Source organism: Burkholderia sp. IO2, assembly GCF_029522185.1.
GTDB classification, from domain to species: Bacteria; Pseudomonadota; Gammaproteobacteria; order Burkholderiales; family Burkholderiaceae; genus Burkholderia; species Burkholderia cenocepacia.
Map to the genome: position 1 here is coordinate 12,152 of NZ_JAKWFH010000054.1, position 16,722 is coordinate 28,873.

General features: G+C 70.1%; 15 protein-coding genes. 8 read left to right on the forward strand and 7 right to left on the reverse strand.

Going from position 1 to position 16,722, the window contains the following annotated elements; translation table 11 throughout:
• The first annotated feature begins 208 nt into the window (after window positions 1-208).
• Window positions 209-532 carry a toxin-antitoxin system HicB family antitoxin gene (locus MMB92_RS27855; RefSeq protein WP_006494366.1) on the forward strand — a complete coding sequence of 108 codons (324 nt, stop codon included), beginning with the start codon at window positions 209-211 and terminating at the stop codon, window positions 530-532.
• A gap of 189 nt (window positions 533-721) precedes the next feature.
• Window positions 722-3,772: a heavy metal translocating P-type ATPase gene (locus tag MMB92_RS27860; RefSeq protein WP_277563074.1), complete on the forward strand. Its 3,051-nt coding sequence runs from the start codon at window positions 722-724 to the stop codon at window positions 3,770-3,772.
• 134 nt (window positions 3,773-3,906) lie between these two features.
• Here the strand turns inward: MMB92_RS27860 and MMB92_RS27865 are convergent, their stop codons facing one another.
• From MMB92_RS27865 to MMB92_RS27880, 4 genes are all read right to left on the reverse strand, one after another.
• Window positions 3,907-4,386 (reverse strand): GNAT family N-acetyltransferase, encoded by a 480-nt coding sequence (locus tag MMB92_RS27865; protein WP_034203175.1) that lies wholly within the window; start codon window positions 4,384-4,386, stop codon window positions 3,907-3,909.
• 174 nt (window positions 4,387-4,560) lie between these two features.
• Complete coding sequence (locus MMB92_RS27870; RefSeq protein WP_006481665.1) at window positions 4,561-4,716, reverse strand: hypothetical protein; 156 nt, start codon at window positions 4,714-4,716, stop codon at window positions 4,561-4,563.
• A gap of 175 nt (window positions 4,717-4,891) precedes the next feature.
• Entirely contained in the window at window positions 4,892-6,256 is a 1,365-nt protein-coding gene (locus tag MMB92_RS27875; protein WP_277563075.1) for a flagellar hook-length control protein FliK, read from the reverse strand.
• A 92-nt stretch (window positions 6,257-6,348) separates the two neighbouring features.
• Window positions 6,349-7,047 (reverse strand): MgtC/SapB family protein, encoded by a 699-nt coding sequence (locus tag MMB92_RS27880; protein WP_006481660.1) that lies wholly within the window; start codon window positions 7,045-7,047, stop codon window positions 6,349-6,351.
• Between the two features lie 115 nt (window positions 7,048-7,162).
• On the opposite strand from MMB92_RS27880, the gene MMB92_RS27885 reads away from it, so the two are divergent.
• Window positions 7,163-8,272: an AGE family epimerase/isomerase gene (locus tag MMB92_RS27885; protein WP_012493609.1), complete on the forward strand. Its 1,110-nt coding sequence runs from the start codon at window positions 7,163-7,165 to the stop codon at window positions 8,270-8,272.
• On the opposite strand, the gene MMB92_RS27890 is transcribed toward MMB92_RS27885, so the two are convergent.
• The gene (locus MMB92_RS27890; RefSeq protein WP_060211041.1) at window positions 8,245-9,864 is read right to left on the reverse strand and encodes a methyl-accepting chemotaxis protein; all 1,620 of its coding nucleotides are present in this window, start codon (window positions 9,862-9,864) and stop codon (window positions 8,245-8,247) included. The genes MMB92_RS27885 and MMB92_RS27890 overlap by 28 nt on opposite strands.
• A 281-nt stretch (window positions 9,865-10,145) precedes the next feature.
• Between MMB92_RS27890 and MMB92_RS27895 the strand changes: the two genes are divergently transcribed.
• Window positions 10,146-10,589 carry a PaaI family thioesterase gene (locus tag MMB92_RS27895; RefSeq protein ID WP_006480333.1) on the forward strand — a complete coding sequence of 148 codons (444 nt, stop codon included), beginning with the start codon at window positions 10,146-10,148 and terminating at the stop codon, window positions 10,587-10,589.
• A 57-nt stretch (window positions 10,590-10,646) separates the two neighbouring features.
• Here the strand turns inward: MMB92_RS27895 and MMB92_RS27900 are convergent, their stop codons facing one another.
• Both MMB92_RS27900 and MMB92_RS27905 read right to left on the reverse strand, forming a co-directional pair.
• Window positions 10,647-11,699 (reverse strand): CaiB/BaiF CoA-transferase family protein, encoded by a 1,053-nt coding sequence (locus MMB92_RS27900; RefSeq protein ID WP_277563076.1) that lies wholly within the window; start codon window positions 11,697-11,699, stop codon window positions 10,647-10,649.
• Between the two features lie 125 nt (window positions 11,700-11,824).
• Window positions 11,825-12,574, reverse strand: a complete 750-nt coding sequence (locus MMB92_RS27905) for a helix-turn-helix domain-containing protein (protein WP_048987749.1) — start codon at window positions 12,572-12,574, stop codon at window positions 11,825-11,827.
• Window positions 12,575-12,708: 134 nt separating this feature from the next.
• Between MMB92_RS27905 and MMB92_RS27910 the strand changes: the two genes are divergently transcribed.
• The 4 genes from MMB92_RS27910 (at window position 12,709) to MMB92_RS27925 (ending at window position 16,720) form a co-directional block, all read left to right on the forward strand.
• On the forward strand, window positions 12,709-13,491 hold the full coding sequence (locus MMB92_RS27910) for a crotonase/enoyl-CoA hydratase family protein (protein ID WP_006481671.1): 783 nt from the start codon (window positions 12,709-12,711) through the stop codon (window positions 13,489-13,491).
• 80 nt (window positions 13,492-13,571) lie between these two features.
• Complete coding sequence (locus MMB92_RS27915) at window positions 13,572-14,792, forward strand: CoA transferase (RefSeq protein ID WP_006481673.1); 1,221 nt, start codon at window positions 13,572-13,574, stop codon at window positions 14,790-14,792.
• Window positions 14,789-15,586 carry an enoyl-CoA hydratase-related protein gene (locus MMB92_RS27920; RefSeq protein ID WP_006481661.1) on the forward strand — a complete coding sequence of 266 codons (798 nt, stop codon included), beginning with the start codon at window positions 14,789-14,791 and terminating at the stop codon, window positions 15,584-15,586. The genes MMB92_RS27915 and MMB92_RS27920 overlap by 4 nt, the downstream gene beginning before the upstream one ends.
• Window positions 15,587-15,667: 81 nt before the next feature.
• Window positions 15,668-16,720, forward strand: a complete 1,053-nt coding sequence (locus tag MMB92_RS27925) for a porin (RefSeq protein ID WP_277563077.1) — start codon at window positions 15,668-15,670, stop codon at window positions 16,718-16,720.
• Window positions 16,721-16,722 lie beyond the last annotated feature (2 nt).

Sequence of the window (16,722 nt, forward strand, 5' to 3'; positions counted from 1 at the left end):
AACGGCGCCATCGCGCCGGAATGATGGCTGGACGAGGGCCGTCGACGATGATCGACCAATGGTGTCACTATTGGCACCACAGGCTACGCCAAGCGGATGGAAGAATCCTCGACCAAATGACGCGCAAGCCCGCGAAGGTGCGCTTCATCGATCTGTTCGAGATCTCGCAGGTTCTCGACGCGATCGATCGACTGAAGGAACAGAAATCATGACCCAAGACCACTTTACGTACCGCGTAACGTGGTCCCCGGAGGACGGGGAGCACGTCGGCCTCTGCGCGGAATTCCCGTCTCTTTCGTGGCTCGACGCAACACCGGAGGGCGCACTGGTCGGCATTCGCCGGCTCGTCGCCGACGTCGTGAGCGAGATGACCGCGAACGGCGAGACCGTGCCCGAACCGATCGCCGACCGAACCTACAGCGGCGAATTCAAGGTCCGCATCCCGCCGCAGGCGCACCGCGCGCTGGTCATCCAGGCCGCCGAGCAAGGCGTCAGCCTCAATCGCCTCGCGAGCGCCAAGCTCTGCGCCTGAGCGCACACACCCCGGCACGCTCGGTCGCCCGGTCGTCCGTCCGGAAGCCGGGCGATCGCTTTTTCCGCGTTGTGACAACCTGTGTGCATCGACCTGCGTCGCATCGTCGCCGGCGCTTGACCTTACCATCATGGGAATGTTGATACTGGAACCATTCGCGGCACGAACCGCGCTTTTGGGGAATCCGACATGACTGAACCACTTGCCTCCGCGGCACGGCAAACGATCGCGCTGAGCGTCGACGGCATGCATTGCGGCGGCTGCACGGGCCGCGTGCAGCGCGCGCTGGCCGCCGTGCCGGGCGTCGTCGATGCGGCGGTCGATCTCGATGCACAGGCGGCGACGGTCACCGCGCAGGACACGGTCGAGCCCGAGCGGCTCGTCGACGCGATCCGTGAGGCCGGCTACCACGCAGCGGTGCGCGACGCGGCCGTCGAAGCCGGTGCGGTCACGCCGGCGGCGCGCGAAGCAACGCCGCCTGCGCCGGCCGCCGCCGCGACGATCGAACTCGATATCGAAGGCATGACCTGCGCGTCATGTGTGTCGCGCGTCGAAAAGGCGCTCGCGAAGGTGCCGGGCGTCACGCGCGCATCGGTCAACCTTGCGACCGAACGCGCGACGGTCGACGCGTCGGCCGGGGTTTCCGCCGCGCAATTGGCAGATGCCGTGAAACAGGCCGGCTATGGCGCGACGCCGACAGCGTCGGATACCAATGCCCCGGCCGCCGCCCCGACCCGCCCCGCTACGCCCGCGAGCATCGAACTCGACATCGACGGGATGACCTGCGCGTCGTGCGTGTCGCGTGTCGAGAAGGCGCTCGCGAAAGTGCCGGGCGTCACGCGCGCCTCGGTCAATCTGGCAACTGAACGCGCGACGGTCGACGCGTCGGCCGACGTATCCGCCGCCCAGCTTGCCGAAGCGGTGAAACAGGCCGGCTACGGCGCGACACCGGCGGCCGTCGCCACGCCTGCGGCCCCCGCCACTTCCGCGGCCGCCGACGTCGAACTCGACATCGGCGGCATGACCTGCGCGTCCTGCGCCGGCCGCGTCGAAGAAGCGCTGGCCGCCGTGCCGGGCGTCGCGCGCGCGACGGTCAATCTCGCGACCGAGCGCGCGTCGGTGCACGGCGCCGGCGCACTCGACGCCGCCGCGCTGATCGCCGCCGTCACCACGGCCGGCTACCATGCATCGCTTCCCGCCGCGTCACCCGCCGGCGCAACGGCCGGCGCCGACGCGCAACCGGCCGGCCCCGCGCCGGACGCCGACGCACGCAAGCGCCGCGAGGCCATCCGCGAACGCAACCTCGTGATCGGCGCCGCCGTGCTGAGCGCGCCGCTCGTCGCGCCGATGCTCGCCGCGCCGTTCGGCCTCGACCTGATGCTGCCCGGCTGGCTCCAGCTCGTGCTCGCGTCGATCGTGCAGTTCGGCTTCGGCGCACGCTTCTATCGCGCGGCCTGGCATGCGGTGAAGGCGCGCACCGGCAACATGGACCTGCTCGTCGCGCTCGGCACGTCGGCCGCGTACGGGCTGAGCCTGTGGATGCTGCTGCGCGATCCCGCGCATCCGGGCCATCTGTATTTCGAAGCGTCGGCCGTCATCGTCACGCTCGTGCGCTTCGGCAAGTGGCTCGAATCGCGCGCGAAGCGCCAGACCACCGAGGCAATCCGCGCGCTGAACGCGCTGCGCCCCGACCGCGCGCGGGTCGTCGAGCACGGCGTCGAACGCGACGTGCCTCTATCGCACGTGCGCGTCGGCACGCACGTCAGCATCCGGCCCGGCGAGCGCGTGCCGGTCGACGGGCGGATCGTGTCGGGCCGCTCGCACATCGACGAATCGCTGATCACCGGCGAAAGCCTGCCCGTGCCGAAGGACGACGGCGACGCCGTCACGGCCGGCTCGATCAACGGCGAAGGCGCGCTCGTCGTCGCAACCACCGCGATCGGCGCGGAGACGACGCTCGCGCGCATCATCCGCCTCGTCGAATCCGCGCAGGCCGAGAAGGCGCCGATCCAGCGGCTCGTCGATCGCGTCAGCGAGGTGTTCGTGCCGGCGATCCTCGGCATCGCCGTGCTGACGCTGGTCGGCTGGCTGATCGCCGGCGCCGGGATGGAAACCGCGATCCTCAACGCGGTCGCGGTGCTCGTGATCGCCTGCCCGTGCGCGCTCGGTCTCGCGACGCCGGCCGCGATCATGGCCGGCACCGGCGTCGCGGCCCGGCACGGCGTGCTGATCAAGGACGCGCAGGCGCTCGAACTCGCGCAGCGCACGACCGTGATCGCGTTCGACAAGACCGGTACGCTGACCGAAGGCAAACCGTCCGTGACGGCGTTCGACGCCGTCGGCGTGCCGCGCGACGAAGCGCTCGCGCTCGCGGCGGCCGTGCAGCGGCAGAGCGACCATCCGCTCGCGCGCGCGGTGGTCGCCGCGCATGACGCCGACGTGGCCGCACAGGGCGGCGCAGCCGCGCCGGTCGTCGCGACCGATGCGCGCGCGGTGGCCGGGCGCGGTGTGGAAGCGCACGTCGGCGGGCAACAACTTGCGCTCGGCAGTACGCGCTGGCGCGACGAACTCGGCATCGCGGTACCGCCGGCGCTCGACGCGCGCGCGGCGGAACTCGAACGCGCCGGCAACACGATCTCGTGGTTGATGCGCGTCGATGCGCCGCGCGCGGTGCTCGCGCTGATCGCATTCGGCGACACCGTGAAGCCGGGCGCCCGCGACGCGATCGCGGCGCTGTCGGCGCGCGGCGTCGCGAGCGCACTCGTGACGGGCGACAACCGTGGCAGCGCGGCGGCCGTCGCGGCGGCGCTCGGCATCGGCGAAGTGCACGCGCAGGTGCTGCCCGACGACAAGGCACGCGTCGTCGCCGAGCTGAAGCGCACGCACGGCGGCGTCGTCGCGATGGTCGGCGACGGGATCAACGATGCGCCCGCGCTCGCCGCGGCGGACGTCGGCATCGCGATGGCGACCGGCACCGACGTCGCGATGCACACGGCCGGCATCACGCTGATGCGCGGCGACCCGGCGCTCGTCGCCGACGCGATCGACATCTCGAAGCGCACGTACCGCAAGATCCAGCAGAACCTGTTCTGGGCGTTCGTGTACAACCTCGTCGGCGTGCCGCTCGCGGCGCTCGGCTTGTTGAACCCGGTGATCGCGGGCGCGGCGATGGCGTTTTCCAGCGTCAGCGTCGTAACCAACGCGCTGCTGCTGCGGAGATGGAAAGGCCGCGCGCGTTGAGGCGGCAAGCGGTGAATGGCGGACGGCCGAACGGGCCGTTCGGCGTTCGATCGGCAGGAAGGATCGGGAAGACAGCCGGCTACGCAGTGCGCCGAACCGACAGCACGTGACGATGCATCGCGATGCCGGCGGATTCAGTTCGACACGACCGGTTTGATCAACGTCGTCGTGATCGGCGCGAAGCCGCATGCACGATACAGCGCACGCGCCGCCGCGTTGTGATTGAAGACCGACAGCCCGATCTCGGTGACGCCGTACCGGCGCGCCTCGGCATCGAGCGCATCGAGCGCGCGCGTGGCCCAGCCCTGGCGGCGCCGGGACGGGACGATGTCGAGGTCGTAGATGAACAGCGTGCGGTTCGGCCCTTCGGGGACGATCGCGTACCAGAGGTCGCCCACCGTGTCGCCGCTGGCGCCATCGATGAGTGTGACGAGGGTCTGGCCGGCGGTCAGCAGGCCGTCCGGCAGCAGCGTGTCGAAACAGGCGCGCGCACGGTCGGGCGCGTCTTCGACAGCATTTTGTCCGGAGGAAACGAGGTCGCGCGCGTAGCCGTCGATGGCTCGCGTGCGGTACGCGTGGAATTCGCCGGCCGTCATCGGCCGCATCTGCAACATGGCCCGGTCGCCGTGAACGGAATCGGACTTCCAGTGTAGCGGGACACTCGCACCGGCGCGCGATGCGGCGGTGGACACGGGCAGGCAGGTGCGGCGGACGCCGCGCCGAATCAGCGAATCAGCGAATCAGCGAATCAGCGAATCAGCGAATCAGCGAATCAGCGAATCAGCGAATCAGCGACGGTACAGGACGATCGGCACGAGGTGCGCACGACGCACGCGCTCGGCTTCGGCACGACGCGCGGCGTACGAGTATTCGGCGTCGAGCGGCAGGTGCGGGGACACGAACAGGTCGTCGATCTTTTGCAGCAGGGCGAGGATGAAGCTCATGTGAGACTCCTGACAGATGTGACTAGGGTTTTCCCTTAGATGACCTCCATTCTAAGGGTTTTCCCTTAACTCTGCCAGTGCGCTGCATCGGTTTGCCGCACGCACGCGACAGCCGCGCGTCGGTGCGAAACGGCGATCCTTGCTGCGCCGGGCTTCCGGGATAGGGTCGAAACGATTAACGCGTGCGGCGGACCCGCTTTGCGACGGCCGCCTCGCGGTTCGCGTTGCGTTGCAGCCGGTCGACTTGCGACAGCAGCGCTTCGTGGTGCTCCTCGAGCGTCATCAGCGTGGCCTGCTGCGTCGACAGGTCGGCCGCGAGACGATCGATCCGTTGCTGCTTGGTGGCGACGTCCTGCTTCAGATGCGCGATCTGCCGCGTTTGCAGCACCAGCGCGACGAGCCCCGCCAGCACGACGACGGCCAGCGCGAGCAGCAAGCGGTTGACGCGGCGCATCTCGCGATCGGCCGCGCGGGTCAGGCCGTCGACGTCGGCCTGCAGCGCGGCGAGCCGGTCGGTCAGCGGGCGCAGGTGGGTGTCCGGATCGAAGGCCGGCGCGGCCGGTTGCGTACGCTCGGACGATGGCCTGGTCACGAACGACGCGACGGATGCCACCGGCTGTGCAACCGGCGACGGCGAAGCGTCGGGCTGCGCCGCTGCGTCGCGAGGCTTCGCGAATGGCGTGGCGATGACCGGTTCGGGCGGCTGTGCGGACGGTGCCTGCGTCTGCGGCTCGGCCGGCGCAGCCGGGACCGACGGCGGGTTCGAATCGACCGCTTCCGGCTTCGAATCGACGCTCGGCGCAACCGGCACGGCCGGCGTCGCCGCCGCTTCGTTGGCACCGGCAGCCGCCCGGCGTTTGCCGCCCGACGACGCGCGGCGTTCCTTCGCGGCATCACTGGAAGATTTCCCTTCGCGGGATTTGACGACCGCCGCCTCGACTGCAGGCTTCGCGGCTTCGGCGTCCGCTGCTTGCGATTCGACCGTCCGCGCCGCAACGCCATCGGCGGCTTGCAGCTTCGTCGCCGCCTTCGCGGCGCCGTCGATCACGGGACCATCGATCTTCGTGGCGGCGCCAGCGCCCGCGGGCAAATCGGCGGCCTGCGTTGCACGACGCTCTGCGGATGCGCTGTAGACGTTCGCGGCCGTCCCGCCTTCAGGCGTCGAAACGGCCTCGACCGCCGCAACCGTCGCCGCCGCACTCTCCGCATCCGCACGCGTTGCCACGGCCGCATCCGCTGGCGGACTGAACCCGTCCAGCATGGCCTGTCGACCGTCGTCGACACCGGCTGCCGCATCGCCCTCCACGCTCGCTTCATCGTGCGCCGCCACCGGCATGCGCTCGCCCGGCTCCAGCACCGGATCGCCGAACAGGTCGAGCGTCCGTTCGTCGCGCGGCGCGTCGCCGGCCGGCGCGCTGCCGGATCGTGCCGTCGCCCGGGCGGACGTGCTGCCTGCGGCAGCGGCCGAGCGCGGGCGCGAACGGGCCGACGAACGGGTGGAACGGGAGCGGGAGCGAGGCGTGGAAACGGATTCGGTCATGGAAATCGGATGGCGGGGCCCGCAGGCGCGGACCCGGATGTCGAACGGAATCGGTGATCGGCCATTGTCGCACGCCCCGCAACCGATTCACGCTATTCGTCGCCCGACAGCCCGTTCCCGCCGTCGAAACGCGTGACGCCCGGCAGCGCGCGCAGCTTGTCGCAGATCGCCTTGTATTCGAGTTCCGACACCCGCGCCAGCGCGATGCGCACCTCGTCCTGCTCGCCCGTGTCGTCCGCGCGCTGCACGATGAACTGCTTCACCCGCGCGCTGTCGGGACCGAGCGCCGCGTGCAGCGAATCGAACGTCAGCGTGCCGCCGGCCACCGTCAACGCGAGCTGGCGCCGCTGGCGCACCGTGAAATAGCGCCGCTCCAGCGGCTTGATGCCGGCCAGGATGATCAGGATGATGATGGTCGCCGAAATGGACGCGACATAGAGCCCGCCGCCCACCGCCAGGCCGATCGCGGCGACCGACCACAGGCTCGCGGCCGTCGTCAGCCCGCGCACGATCTCGCCGCGCAGCAGGATCGAGCCCGCGCCGAGGAAACCGATGCCCGACACGACCTGCGCGGCGATCCGCGACGGATCGAGCACGACGTGGTCGCTGGTGCCGAGCACGTCGGCGAAACCGAACGCCGACACGATCATGATCAGGGTCGAGCCGACGCACACCAGCATGTGCGTGCGCAGGCCGGCCGCCCACGACAGGCGCTCGCGCTCGAAGCCGATGACGCTGCCGAGCGCCGCCGCGAGAACGAGCCGCATCACGAGTTCCAGGTTGCTGAGCATCCTATTTCTCTCCTTTTTTTGGTGCCGGCCGCGCGGAATGTTTTATCCTTGGCCCCGGCCGCGCCGATTCTCCGGGCCGCGCCGACACGTTTCGATCCAAGCGCTCAACCCCGCCATGTCCGTTTCCGACTCCGCTTCCGCCCAGGCCGCCCAGCTGCGCCACCATTTCGCGCACGTCGTCTTGCCGATCTGGCGGGGTTCAGGGTTCGACCCAGCATTGCAACTGCCGTTCGAGGCCGTCGATCCGGCCACCCATGCGCCGCTGCCCGTGACCCGTTATCGCGCAATGGCGTGCGCAAGGCAACTGTTCGTGTTCGCGCAGGCCGGCGACACCGCGCACGCGGCCACGCTGTTCGACGCGCTGTGCCGGCACTTTCGCGACCCGCGCCACGGCGGCTGGATCTACAGCGTCGACGCGCAGGGCGCGCCGCTCGACACGACCAAGGATCTCTATACGCATGCGTTCATCGTGTTCGCATGTGCCGCGTGGCATGCGGCGTCGGGCGACGCCGCCGCGCGCACGGTGGCCGAAGCAACCGCCGCGCTGATCCAGGACCGCTTCGCGCCGCGCCCCGGCGACGCGCTGCTCGATGCCGCGCGCCACGCCGATTTCTCGTCGTCCGGCAGCGGCGCGCTGCAGAATCCGCTGATGCATCTGACCGAAGCGTGGCTCGCGGCCGCCGATGCGTTCGGCGATACCGCGTTCGACGATGCGCTCGCGCGCACCGCGCAGGCCGTCGAGCGCACGTTCGTCGATGCGGCGACCGGCTGCGTGGCCGAGCTGCCGCTCGGCGCGGCCGACAACCGTTTCGAGCCCGGCCATCAGTTCGAGTGGTTCTATCTGGTGGATGCGGCCGGTGCGCGGCTCGCGCGGACCGGGCTGCCCGCCGCGCTGTCGCGCGCGTTCGCGTTCGCCGAGCAGTACGGCGTCGATCCGCAGACGGGCGGCGTGTGCGCGGCGCTCGACGCGCACGGCGCATGCATCGACGGCACGCAGCGGATCTGGGCGCAGACCGAATACCTGCGCGCGCTGGCGACGCACGGCGGCACGCCGGCCTCCGCGCCGCTCGCGCGGCAGATCGAGCGGTTCGCCGCGCGCTTCCTGCATCCGCGCGGCTGGTTCGAGTGCAAGACGGCGGACGGGCAGGTGTCGCGCGCCGACATGCCGTCGACGACGCCCTACCACCTCGCGACCGCCTACGCGGCGCTGCCGACCGGCGCGTAACCCGCCGCGGCGAACGACGGCGCCGCGCGCTCGCCATGCGCGGCGCGCCCGTCGCCCAGTTCGAACACCGACACCGCCTGCATCAGGTGCGCGGTCTGGTCGTTCAGCGACGCGGCGGCCGCCGCGACTTCCTCGACCAGCGCCGCGTTCTGCTGCGTGAGCTGGTCCATCTGCGTGACGGCCTGGTTCACCTGCTCGATCCCGACGCTCTGCTCGACCGACGCCGCGGTGATTTCCGACATCGTCTGCACGACCCGCGTGATCGACGCCGACACCGTGCGCATCGCGTCGCCGGCGCGCTCGACGAGCGCCGCGCCGCCGTTGATCTGCGCGACCGAATCCTCGATCAACGCCTTGATCTCCTTCGCCGATTGCGCGCTGCGCTGCGCGAGCGAACGCACTTCGCCCGCGACCACCGCGAAGCCGCGCCCCTGTTCGCCGGCCCGCGCGGCCTCGACCGCCGCGTTCAGCGCGAGGATGTTGGTCTGGAACGCGATGCCGTCGATCACCGAGATGATCTCCGCGATCCGCCCCGAACTCTGCGCGATGCCGCGCATCCGGTCGATCACGCTGTCGACCACGCCGCCGCCGTGGCTCGTCGCTTCGAGCGCCGCGTCGGCCAGCGCGCTCGCCGCGCGGGCGCTGTCGGTGTTCTGCCGGACCGTCGCGGTCAGTTCCTCCATGCTCGCGGCGGTTTCCTCGAGCGACGCGGCCTGTGTGCCCGTGCGCGCCGACAGGTCGGCGTTGCCGCCCGCGATCTCGCCCGCGCCGAGGTGAATCGCGTCGGACGCCTGGCGCACCGTGCGCACGGTGCCCGCGATGCTCGTCTGCATCGCGGCGAGGCCGCGCAGCATCCGGTCGATCTCGAACACGCCGCCCGCCTGCACGGCTTCGTCGAGACGGCCTTGCGCGATCCGCTCGAAATGGCGGCCGGCCTGCTCCAGCGGCGCGACGACCGCGCGCCGCGCGGCCGCGTAGATCGCCGCGCTCGCCGCGAGCATCGCCACCAGCAGCACGATGCCGACCGACTTGAACCACAGCATGCCGCCGTCGATGGTGTCGAGCGCCGCGCGGCTCGACGTGCCGCCATAGTCGGTGAAGCGATGCAGCTCGGCGATGTACGCGTCCTGGAAGCCCTGGGTCGGCTGGTCGAGGAACGCCTGGATGTTGTCGGCGTCGAGGAACTGCACGAGTTCGCCCAGCGCGCCGCGCAGCGCGCGATAGCGCTCGGTGAGCGCCGCGACGCGCGCGCGGTTGGTGTCGTCGACCGCCTGCGCGGCCGTCAGTACGGCGAACGCCTTGTCCGCTTGCGCGAGCGACGCGCCCGCATGGCGGATGATGTCTTCGGGCTTCGGCCCGCCGCGCACCATCCGCGTGCCGGCACGCGACAGGTTGATGCGCGCGTCGAGCAGTTGCTCGGTCGCCCGGCTGGCCGCGTCGACCTGCGCGATCGCGACATTCGACAGATCGTCGACGCCGCTGCGCGTCGACGTGAGCGCCCAGAAGCCGAGCGCTTCGATCGCGAACAGGAAGAGACAGAACACGGTCAACACGCCGAGCAGACCCGACGCGAGCTTGATTTTTCCGAACATGGGGGATTCCTGGAGAGCGGACGATGAGGCGATGCCCCGGCATTAGCGGCATTTCTTCGTCGGACTTTAGGCGGAATCAGCGGCAACGCAGGTCAAGTGCGCGCTTCGCTCGCGCATTCGCGTCGAATCGCCCGCAAACGCGGAGATCTTGTGTATTCGACGCAATAATCGCGTTGCATCGCGCCGGGATTTGCACGAAACGCGGACGAATTTCCTTGCTTATCCGGAGCCCCCTTCCTAGAGTTCAGCGCAAGCGGGCACGCATTTCGAAGGAAAGTTCGATGACCGACATCACGGACCACGCGCGCGGCGCATTGCGCGCGCAGCCGTTCAGCATGCTGCTGGGCACGGAGCTGATGCACATCGGCGACAACGAAGTGTCGCTGTGCCTGCCCGTGCGCGAGGAATTGCGGCAGCAGCACGGTTTCGTGCACGGCGGCGTCATCAGCTATCTCGCGGACAACGCGCTGACGTTCGCCGGCGCGCTCGTGCTCGGCCCGCGCGTGATCACCGCCGAATACAAGATCAACTATCTGCGGCCGGCCGTGAACGGCACGCTCGTCGCCCGCGCGAAGCTCGTCTACGCGGGCCGGCACCAGGCGACCTGCCAGTGCCATGTGTTCGTCATCGACGGCGATCACGAGCGGCTCGTCGCGATCGCGCAAGGCACGATCAACCGCGTCGGCGACGGCAAGATGCCGGATGCGCCGGTGGAAACGGCGTGAGAACGGCCTGACGGCCGGCGCCCAATATCGCGGCCGCCTGGCGCCCAAGTCGCGCCGCTAGGCCGCGTCGTCCCCCACCAGCGGCAAAAACCGCGGCGCCACCCGCGCCCGCACGTTCCCGTGCTCATCCGTCCGATAGATCCCGCGCGCCGCGTTGTGCGGGTGCACGGCCGCGTCGGCCACGCTCAGCACCGGCGCGAAACACGCATCGGTGCCTTCGAGCAGCGCGCGCCAGTGCGCGGACGGCTGCCGCGCGAACACGTCCGCGAAACGCGCCTTCAGCGCGGGCCAGCGCACCCGGTCGTACTGCGACGCGGGATCGACGTCGGTCAGCCCGAGCCGTTCGACCAGCAGCGCATAGAACGGCGGCTCGAGCGCGCCGATCGTCACGCATTCGCCGTCCGCGCAGCGATACACGTCGTAGAACGGCGCGTCGTGGAACAGGCTCGGCTGCGCGCCGTCGAGCTGGCCGTTCGCGCGCGCCCACAGCGCGAGCGAACCGAGCATCGACACGATGTCGACGATCGCGCCGTCGACCACCCGCCCCGGCCCGCCGCCGCGCACGTCGAGCAATGCGCAGACGATGCCGAACGCGAGCCCGAGCGCGCCGCCCGCATCGCCGACGACCGTCGGCGGCACGCCGGGCCGACCGTCACGCGGCGCGGACAGCGACAGCAACCCGGTCAGCGCGACGTAGTTCAGGTCGTGCCCGGCCGCGGCTGCCAGCGGTCCATCCTGGCCCCAGCCGGTCATGCGCCCGTAGACCAACTTGGGATTGCGGCGCGCGCAAACGTCGGGCCCGAGGCCGAGCCGCTCCATCACGCCGGGCCGCAAGCCCTCGATCAGCGCATCGGCTTGCGCGATCAGATCGAGCGCGGCGTCACGCCCGGCCGGCGCCTTCAGGTCGAGTTCGACGATCGTCTTGCCTTCGCGCAGCAGATCGCCGTCGCGAGCCCGCAGCGCGTCCGGCGCGCTGGTTCGGCCGGACGGGCGCGCGATCAGCGTGATGCGCGCGCCCATGCCGGCGAGCATCCAGCCCGCGAGCGGGCCGGGGCCGAGCCCTTCGAATTCGACGATGTGGATGCCGGCAAGCGGCGCGTTCAATGACATGGTGACCTCGCTGAAATGCAGTCGGAACAGGGGCGGCGAAGCTTTCCGATTCTATGCGAATGCCTGCGCCCGCCAGCTTCGCGCGACCAGCGCCTGTTCACACCGATAACGGGCTTGCGCGGGCCCTACGCCCGCTCGGCCAGCGCCGCCTGCATCGCGCGCACGATCGCGTCCCGATGCGGGTCGATCCGCTCGACCGGCCCGGCCACGCCCATCGCCAGCGGCAGCCCGTTCCAGCCATCCGCGATCACCATCGAGATCATCGCGGCGCCCTGCGTCACGGTGTGCGCCGAATACGAATAGCCGAGCCGGCGGGTCTGTTCGACCTTGTCGAGCACGACGTCCTCGTCGATCGTCCTGCCCGACTTCCCGATCCGGCGGATGCTGCGTGACACGAGCCGGCGAATCGTGCTGTCGGGCTGGATGCTCAGCAGCGCCCAGCCAAGGCCCGACATGCAGATCTCGCGACGCGTGCCGATCGGCGCATAGAACTGCACCGGAATCGAATGCGAGCCCTCGACCGCGTCGATGTACTGCACGTACAGGTCGCTCTGCACCGCGATCACGACCGCCTCGTGCGTGCGCGCCGCCAGCCGCTTCGCGACCGCATGCCAGTGCCGCCGGCTGCCGGCCGCCGAATCGACCAGCGCTTCGCCGAGATTGACGAGCCGCGCGGTGGGCGCATACGCATGGGTTGCATCGTCGTAGGCGAGATAGCCGAGCGTCTTCATGCTGGTCAGCAGCGCCGCCGCGCTCGACCCCGGATACCCGCAGCGCGTCGCGATCTCGCGCACGCTCAGCGGCCGCTGCAAGGTGCTGAAGAGTTCCAGCACCTCGAACACGCGCGCCGCGCTCTTGACCACGTTTCCGCTCATCCCGCCCTCTCCGCAGCGACCGGCACGGGCCTTCCACGTATGTGGAACGGAATTTCCCGCCGCCAACCGTCGTGACGATACTAGGCTTCGGCCCGCGGCGTGAAGTCCCGCGGCACAGAACACACGGAGACAACATGGCAGCCTTTTTGATCCGTGAACGGCAGGGCGCGATCCTGACCGTCACGATGAACCGCCCGGACACCCGCAACGCAATTTCGGACACCGATGCGATCGACGCGCTGACCGAATGCTGCGACGAAGCAAACCGTGACGAATCGATCCGCGTGCTGATCCTGACCGGCGCCGGCACGACGTTCTCGTCGGGCGGCAACGTAAAGGCGATGCGCGCGTTCGTGGAAGCGGGCCCGCACGACCCTGCTGCGATCCGCACCAGCTATCGCCGCGGCATCCAGCGGCTCGCGCATGCGTTCGAGCACCTCGAAGTGCCGGCCATCGCAGCGGTCAACGGTCCGGCCATCGGCGCCGGCACCGATCTCGCGTGCATGTGCGACATCCGCATCGCCGCCGAGCGTGCGCGCTTCGCGGAGAGCTTCATCGCGCTCGGTCTCGTGCCGGGCGACGGCGGTGCGTGGTTCCTGCCGCGGATCGTCGGCGCCGCGGTCGCCGCGGAAATGTCGTTCACCGGCGATGCGCTGGACGCGCAGGCCGCGCTGCGCTGCGGACTCGTGTCGCGCGTCGTGCCCGATGGCGACCTCCTCGCGCATGCGCACGAACTGGCCGGCCGCATCGCGCATCACTCGGGCACCGCACTACGCCTGACCAAGCGGCTGCTGCGCGAAGGCCGCCACGCAAGCCTCGACACGCTGCTCGACCTGTCGGCGTCGTACCAGGCGTTCGCGCACGCCAGTCCCGACCATCGCGCGGCCGTCACCGCGCTGTTCGCCGCGCGCGGCTGAACCCGCGACGCATCGCGGCCGTGCGGCCGGCACAGGCCGGCCTGCCGGCCCGTCGAACCCACATCGAAGGAGACATCGTCATGACCAGCAGCAACGAAGGCGCACTCGCAGGGGTGCGCGTGGTGGACCTGAGCCGCGTCTATGCGGGGCCGTTCTGCGCGCAGACGCTCGCGGACCACGGCGCCGACGTCATCAAGATCGAACCGCCGCAGGGCGACGAAACGCGCGACTGGGGCCCCGCGATGCCGAACGGCATCTCCAGCTACTACTGGGGGCTCAACCGCAACAAGCGCAATCTCGCGCTCGACCTGTCGCATCCCGACGGACGCGACGTGCTGTTCCGCGTGCTCGAAACGGCCGACGTGCTGATCGACAACTTCAAGCAGGGCACGCTCGAACGCTGGGGCATCGGCTACGAAGACTGCCTGCGCGCGCGCTTTCCGCGCCTCGTCCACTGCTCGATTTCCGGCTACGGCACCGACGGCCCGCTTGCGCGGTTTCCGGGCTACGACGCGGTCGCGCAGGGTCTCGCCGGCTTCATGTCGATCAACGGCGAACCGGGCGGCATGCCGCTCAAGGTGCCGTTTCCGGTCGTCGATTACGCGGCCGGCCTGAGCGCCGTCTCCACCATTCTGATCGCGCTCGTCGAGCGGACACGCTCCGGCCTCGGGCAGCACGTCGACATCGATTTGTTCAGCACCGCGCTGTCGATGCTGCATCCGGTCAGCACGAGCTGGATGGCAACCGGCGACGTGCCCGTCGCGACCGGCAACGTATACGGCGCGATTGCGCCGTACGGCGTCTATCCGTGCAAGGACAAGCCGGTCGCGACCGGCGCCGGCAACAACCGCACGTTCGCGCGGCTCGTCGACGCGCTGGGCGTGCCCGAGCTGGCGCGCGATCCGCGCTTCGCGACCAATGCACAGCGCGTCGCGCATCGCGATGCGCTCGACTCGCTGCTCGGCCAGCTGACCGCCGAACTGCAGGCGGACGACGTCGTCGAGCGGCTGATGCACGCCGGCGTCGCGACGGGGCCGGTGAACACCGTGGCCGATGCGTTCGGCCATCCGCAGGCGGCGCGCAACGCGATGTTCGTCGACACCGACACGTACATCGGCGCGGGCATCCCCGCCAAGCTGTCCCGCACGCCCGGCGCGATCCGCCGGCCGCCCCAGCCGTTCGCCGCCGACACAGACGCCGTGCTCGACGCATTCGGGATCGACGCGGCGCGCCGCGACGCGCTGCGGCAGGCGGGCGTGCTGCCCGACACGCGGGCAGACGTGGCCGGGAGCGCGTCATGACCGCCCCGCGCTTTTCTTCACCGACGGACGACGATGCGCCGTCGATCCTGCGCGACGACGCCGACGGCGTCGCGTGGCTGACGATGAATCGCCCGCACGTCGCCAATGCGCTGTCCGCCGACGCGATCCGGCGCCTGTGCAACGAACTCGTCACGCTCGACGACAACCCGTCGATTCGCGTCATCGTGATCCGCGGCGCGGGCGAACGCGCGTTCAGCGCGGGCGTCGATCTCGGCGACCCCGAGATCCGCGGGATGCAGCCGATGCGCGGACTCGCGCGCAACGTCCACGAGCTGATCCTGGAACTGCGCAAGCCGACCATCGCGGCCGTCAACGGCCATGCAATCGGCGGCGGCTGCGAAATCGCGCTCGCGTGCGACCTGCGGATCGCCGCCGATAACGCGACCTTCGCGTTGCCCGAAGCGCGGGTCGGCATGGGCGCGAACTTCGCTAGCGTGCTGCTGCCGCGCATGTTGCCGCACGCGATCGCGATGGAGCTGCTGTTCACGGGCCGCCGCTTCGACGCAGACGAAGCGCAACGCGTCGGCCTGCTGAACCGCGTCGTGCCGGGCGCCGCGCTCGACGACACCGTGCGCGAGCTGGCGCAGACGATCGCCGCGAACGCACCGCTCACGATCCGCCGCATCAAGGAAACCGCGACCCGCAGCCAGGGGCTGCCGGTGGCCGCCGCGCTGCGGCTGGACGTCGGCCCCGACGTCTACGCGAGCGAGGACCGGATCGAGGGCGCCCGCGCGTTTCTCGAGAAGCGCAAGCCGGTGTTCAAGGGGCGCTGAGCCCGGCACCGCACCGCGACACCCGCGCGCACCGCTCCCAGAACGCGGGCGCGCCAATAAAACATGGACGGAGACACCTTCATGCAACGAAAAGCATTCCTGGTCAGCGCGTGCGTGCTGTGCGCCACGCCGGCGCACGCGTCGTCGGTCACGCTGTACGGGATCGTCGACAGCTACGTCGAATTCGATCGCGTCGGCAGTTTGTCGAGCATGCGGCAAAGCGGCGGCGGCGCGTCGACGAGCCGCTTCGGCCTGACGGGCGTCGAGGATCTCGGCGGCGGCACGTCGACGAAATTCGTGCTGGAAAGCGGCTTCTCGCCGGCCGACGGATCGTTCCAGGGCGGCACGCTGTTCTACCGGCAGGCATACGTGTCGCTGCAGAACGCGCGCTACGGCGACCTGCGGCTCGGCCGGCAATACACGCCCGCGTTCTACGTCGTGTACGACGGCGATCCGTTCGGACTCAACGAGCGGCTGTCGCCGCTCGCGCTGCTCGCGACGTCGACGGACACGATCACGAACAACACGACGCCACCGATTCCGCGCTTCAACCAGGCGGCGTCGTACCTGAGCCCCGACTGGAACGGCCTGCGCGTGATGGCCACGTACGGCTTTCCGACGCCGAACGCGCTGTCGACACAGGCTGGACGCAACTACGGCGCCGGGCTGCAGTACCGGATCGGCGGCCTCTATGTCGGCGCCGGCTTCCAGGGCGATACGTCGGCCGGCAACCTGGCACCCGTCGTCGCGCCGTCGACGACCCGCCACTACGTGTTCGCGACCAACTACGCATTCGCGCGGGTCAAGCTGTACGCCGCGTTCCTGTACGGCGTCGGCACGGCGGCGCGCCTGCCCGCGTTCTCGACCGCGAGCGTCGGTGCGTCGATCAACGTCGGCGCGCTCGATCGCGTGCTCGTGTCGGTGGTGCGCCGCGACGTGAAGGGTTCGGCAAACGACGCGACTGCGCTCGGCGTCGGCTACGACCATCCGCTGTCGAAGCGGACTTCGCTCTACGCCCGCTATCTCTACATGAAGAACGGCGGCGACGCCCGCAATACCGTCGTCGCCGGCCTGCAGCCGCAAGCAGGCGGCACCGAGCAAGTGTTCGCGCTCGGCATCGTTCACCGCTTCTGACG

Coding starts and splice junctions, on each gene's coding strand:
- MMB92_RS27870 (WP_006481665.1), bottom strand. CDS start 4,716: ATGAGCTTCATCCTCGCCCTGCTGCAAAAGATCGACGACCTGTTCGTG.
- MMB92_RS27865 (WP_034203175.1), bottom strand. CDS start 4,386: ATGTTGCAGATGCGGCCGATGACGGCCGGCGAATTCCACGCGTACCGC.
- MMB92_RS27915 (WP_006481673.1), top strand. CDS start 13,572: ATGACCAGCAGCAACGAAGGCGCACTCGCAGGGGTGCGCGTGGTGGAC.
- MMB92_RS27855 (WP_006494366.1), top strand. CDS start 209: ATGACCCAAGACCACTTTACGTACCGCGTAACGTGGTCCCCGGAGGAC.
- MMB92_RS27880 (WP_006481660.1), bottom strand. CDS start 7,047: ATGCTCAGCAACCTGGAACTCGTGATGCGGCTCGTTCTCGCGGCGGCG.
- MMB92_RS27890 (WP_060211041.1), bottom strand. CDS start 9,864: ATGTTCGGAAAAATCAAGCTCGCGTCGGGTCTGCTCGGCGTGTTGACC.
- MMB92_RS27925 (WP_277563077.1), top strand. CDS start 15,668: ATGCAACGAAAAGCATTCCTGGTCAGCGCGTGCGTGCTGTGCGCCACG.
- MMB92_RS27920 (WP_006481661.1), top strand. CDS start 14,789: ATGACCGCCCCGCGCTTTTCTTCACCGACGGACGACGATGCGCCGTCG.
- MMB92_RS27860 (WP_277563074.1), top strand. CDS start 722: ATGACTGAACCACTTGCCTCCGCGGCACGGCAAACGATCGCGCTGAGC.
- MMB92_RS27910 (WP_006481671.1), top strand. CDS start 12,709: ATGGCAGCCTTTTTGATCCGTGAACGGCAGGGCGCGATCCTGACCGTC.
- MMB92_RS27905 (WP_048987749.1), bottom strand. CDS start 12,574: ATGAGCGGAAACGTGGTCAAGAGCGCGGCGCGCGTGTTCGAGGTGCTG.
- MMB92_RS27895 (WP_006480333.1), top strand. CDS start 10,146: ATGACCGACATCACGGACCACGCGCGCGGCGCATTGCGCGCGCAGCCG.
- MMB92_RS27885 (WP_012493609.1), top strand. CDS start 7,163: ATGTCCGTTTCCGACTCCGCTTCCGCCCAGGCCGCCCAGCTGCGCCAC.
- MMB92_RS27875 (WP_277563075.1), bottom strand. CDS start 6,256: ATGACCGAATCCGTTTCCACGCCTCGCTCCCGCTCCCGTTCCACCCGT.
- MMB92_RS27900 (WP_277563076.1), bottom strand. CDS start 11,699: ATGTCATTGAACGCGCCGCTTGCCGGCATCCACATCGTCGAATTCGAA.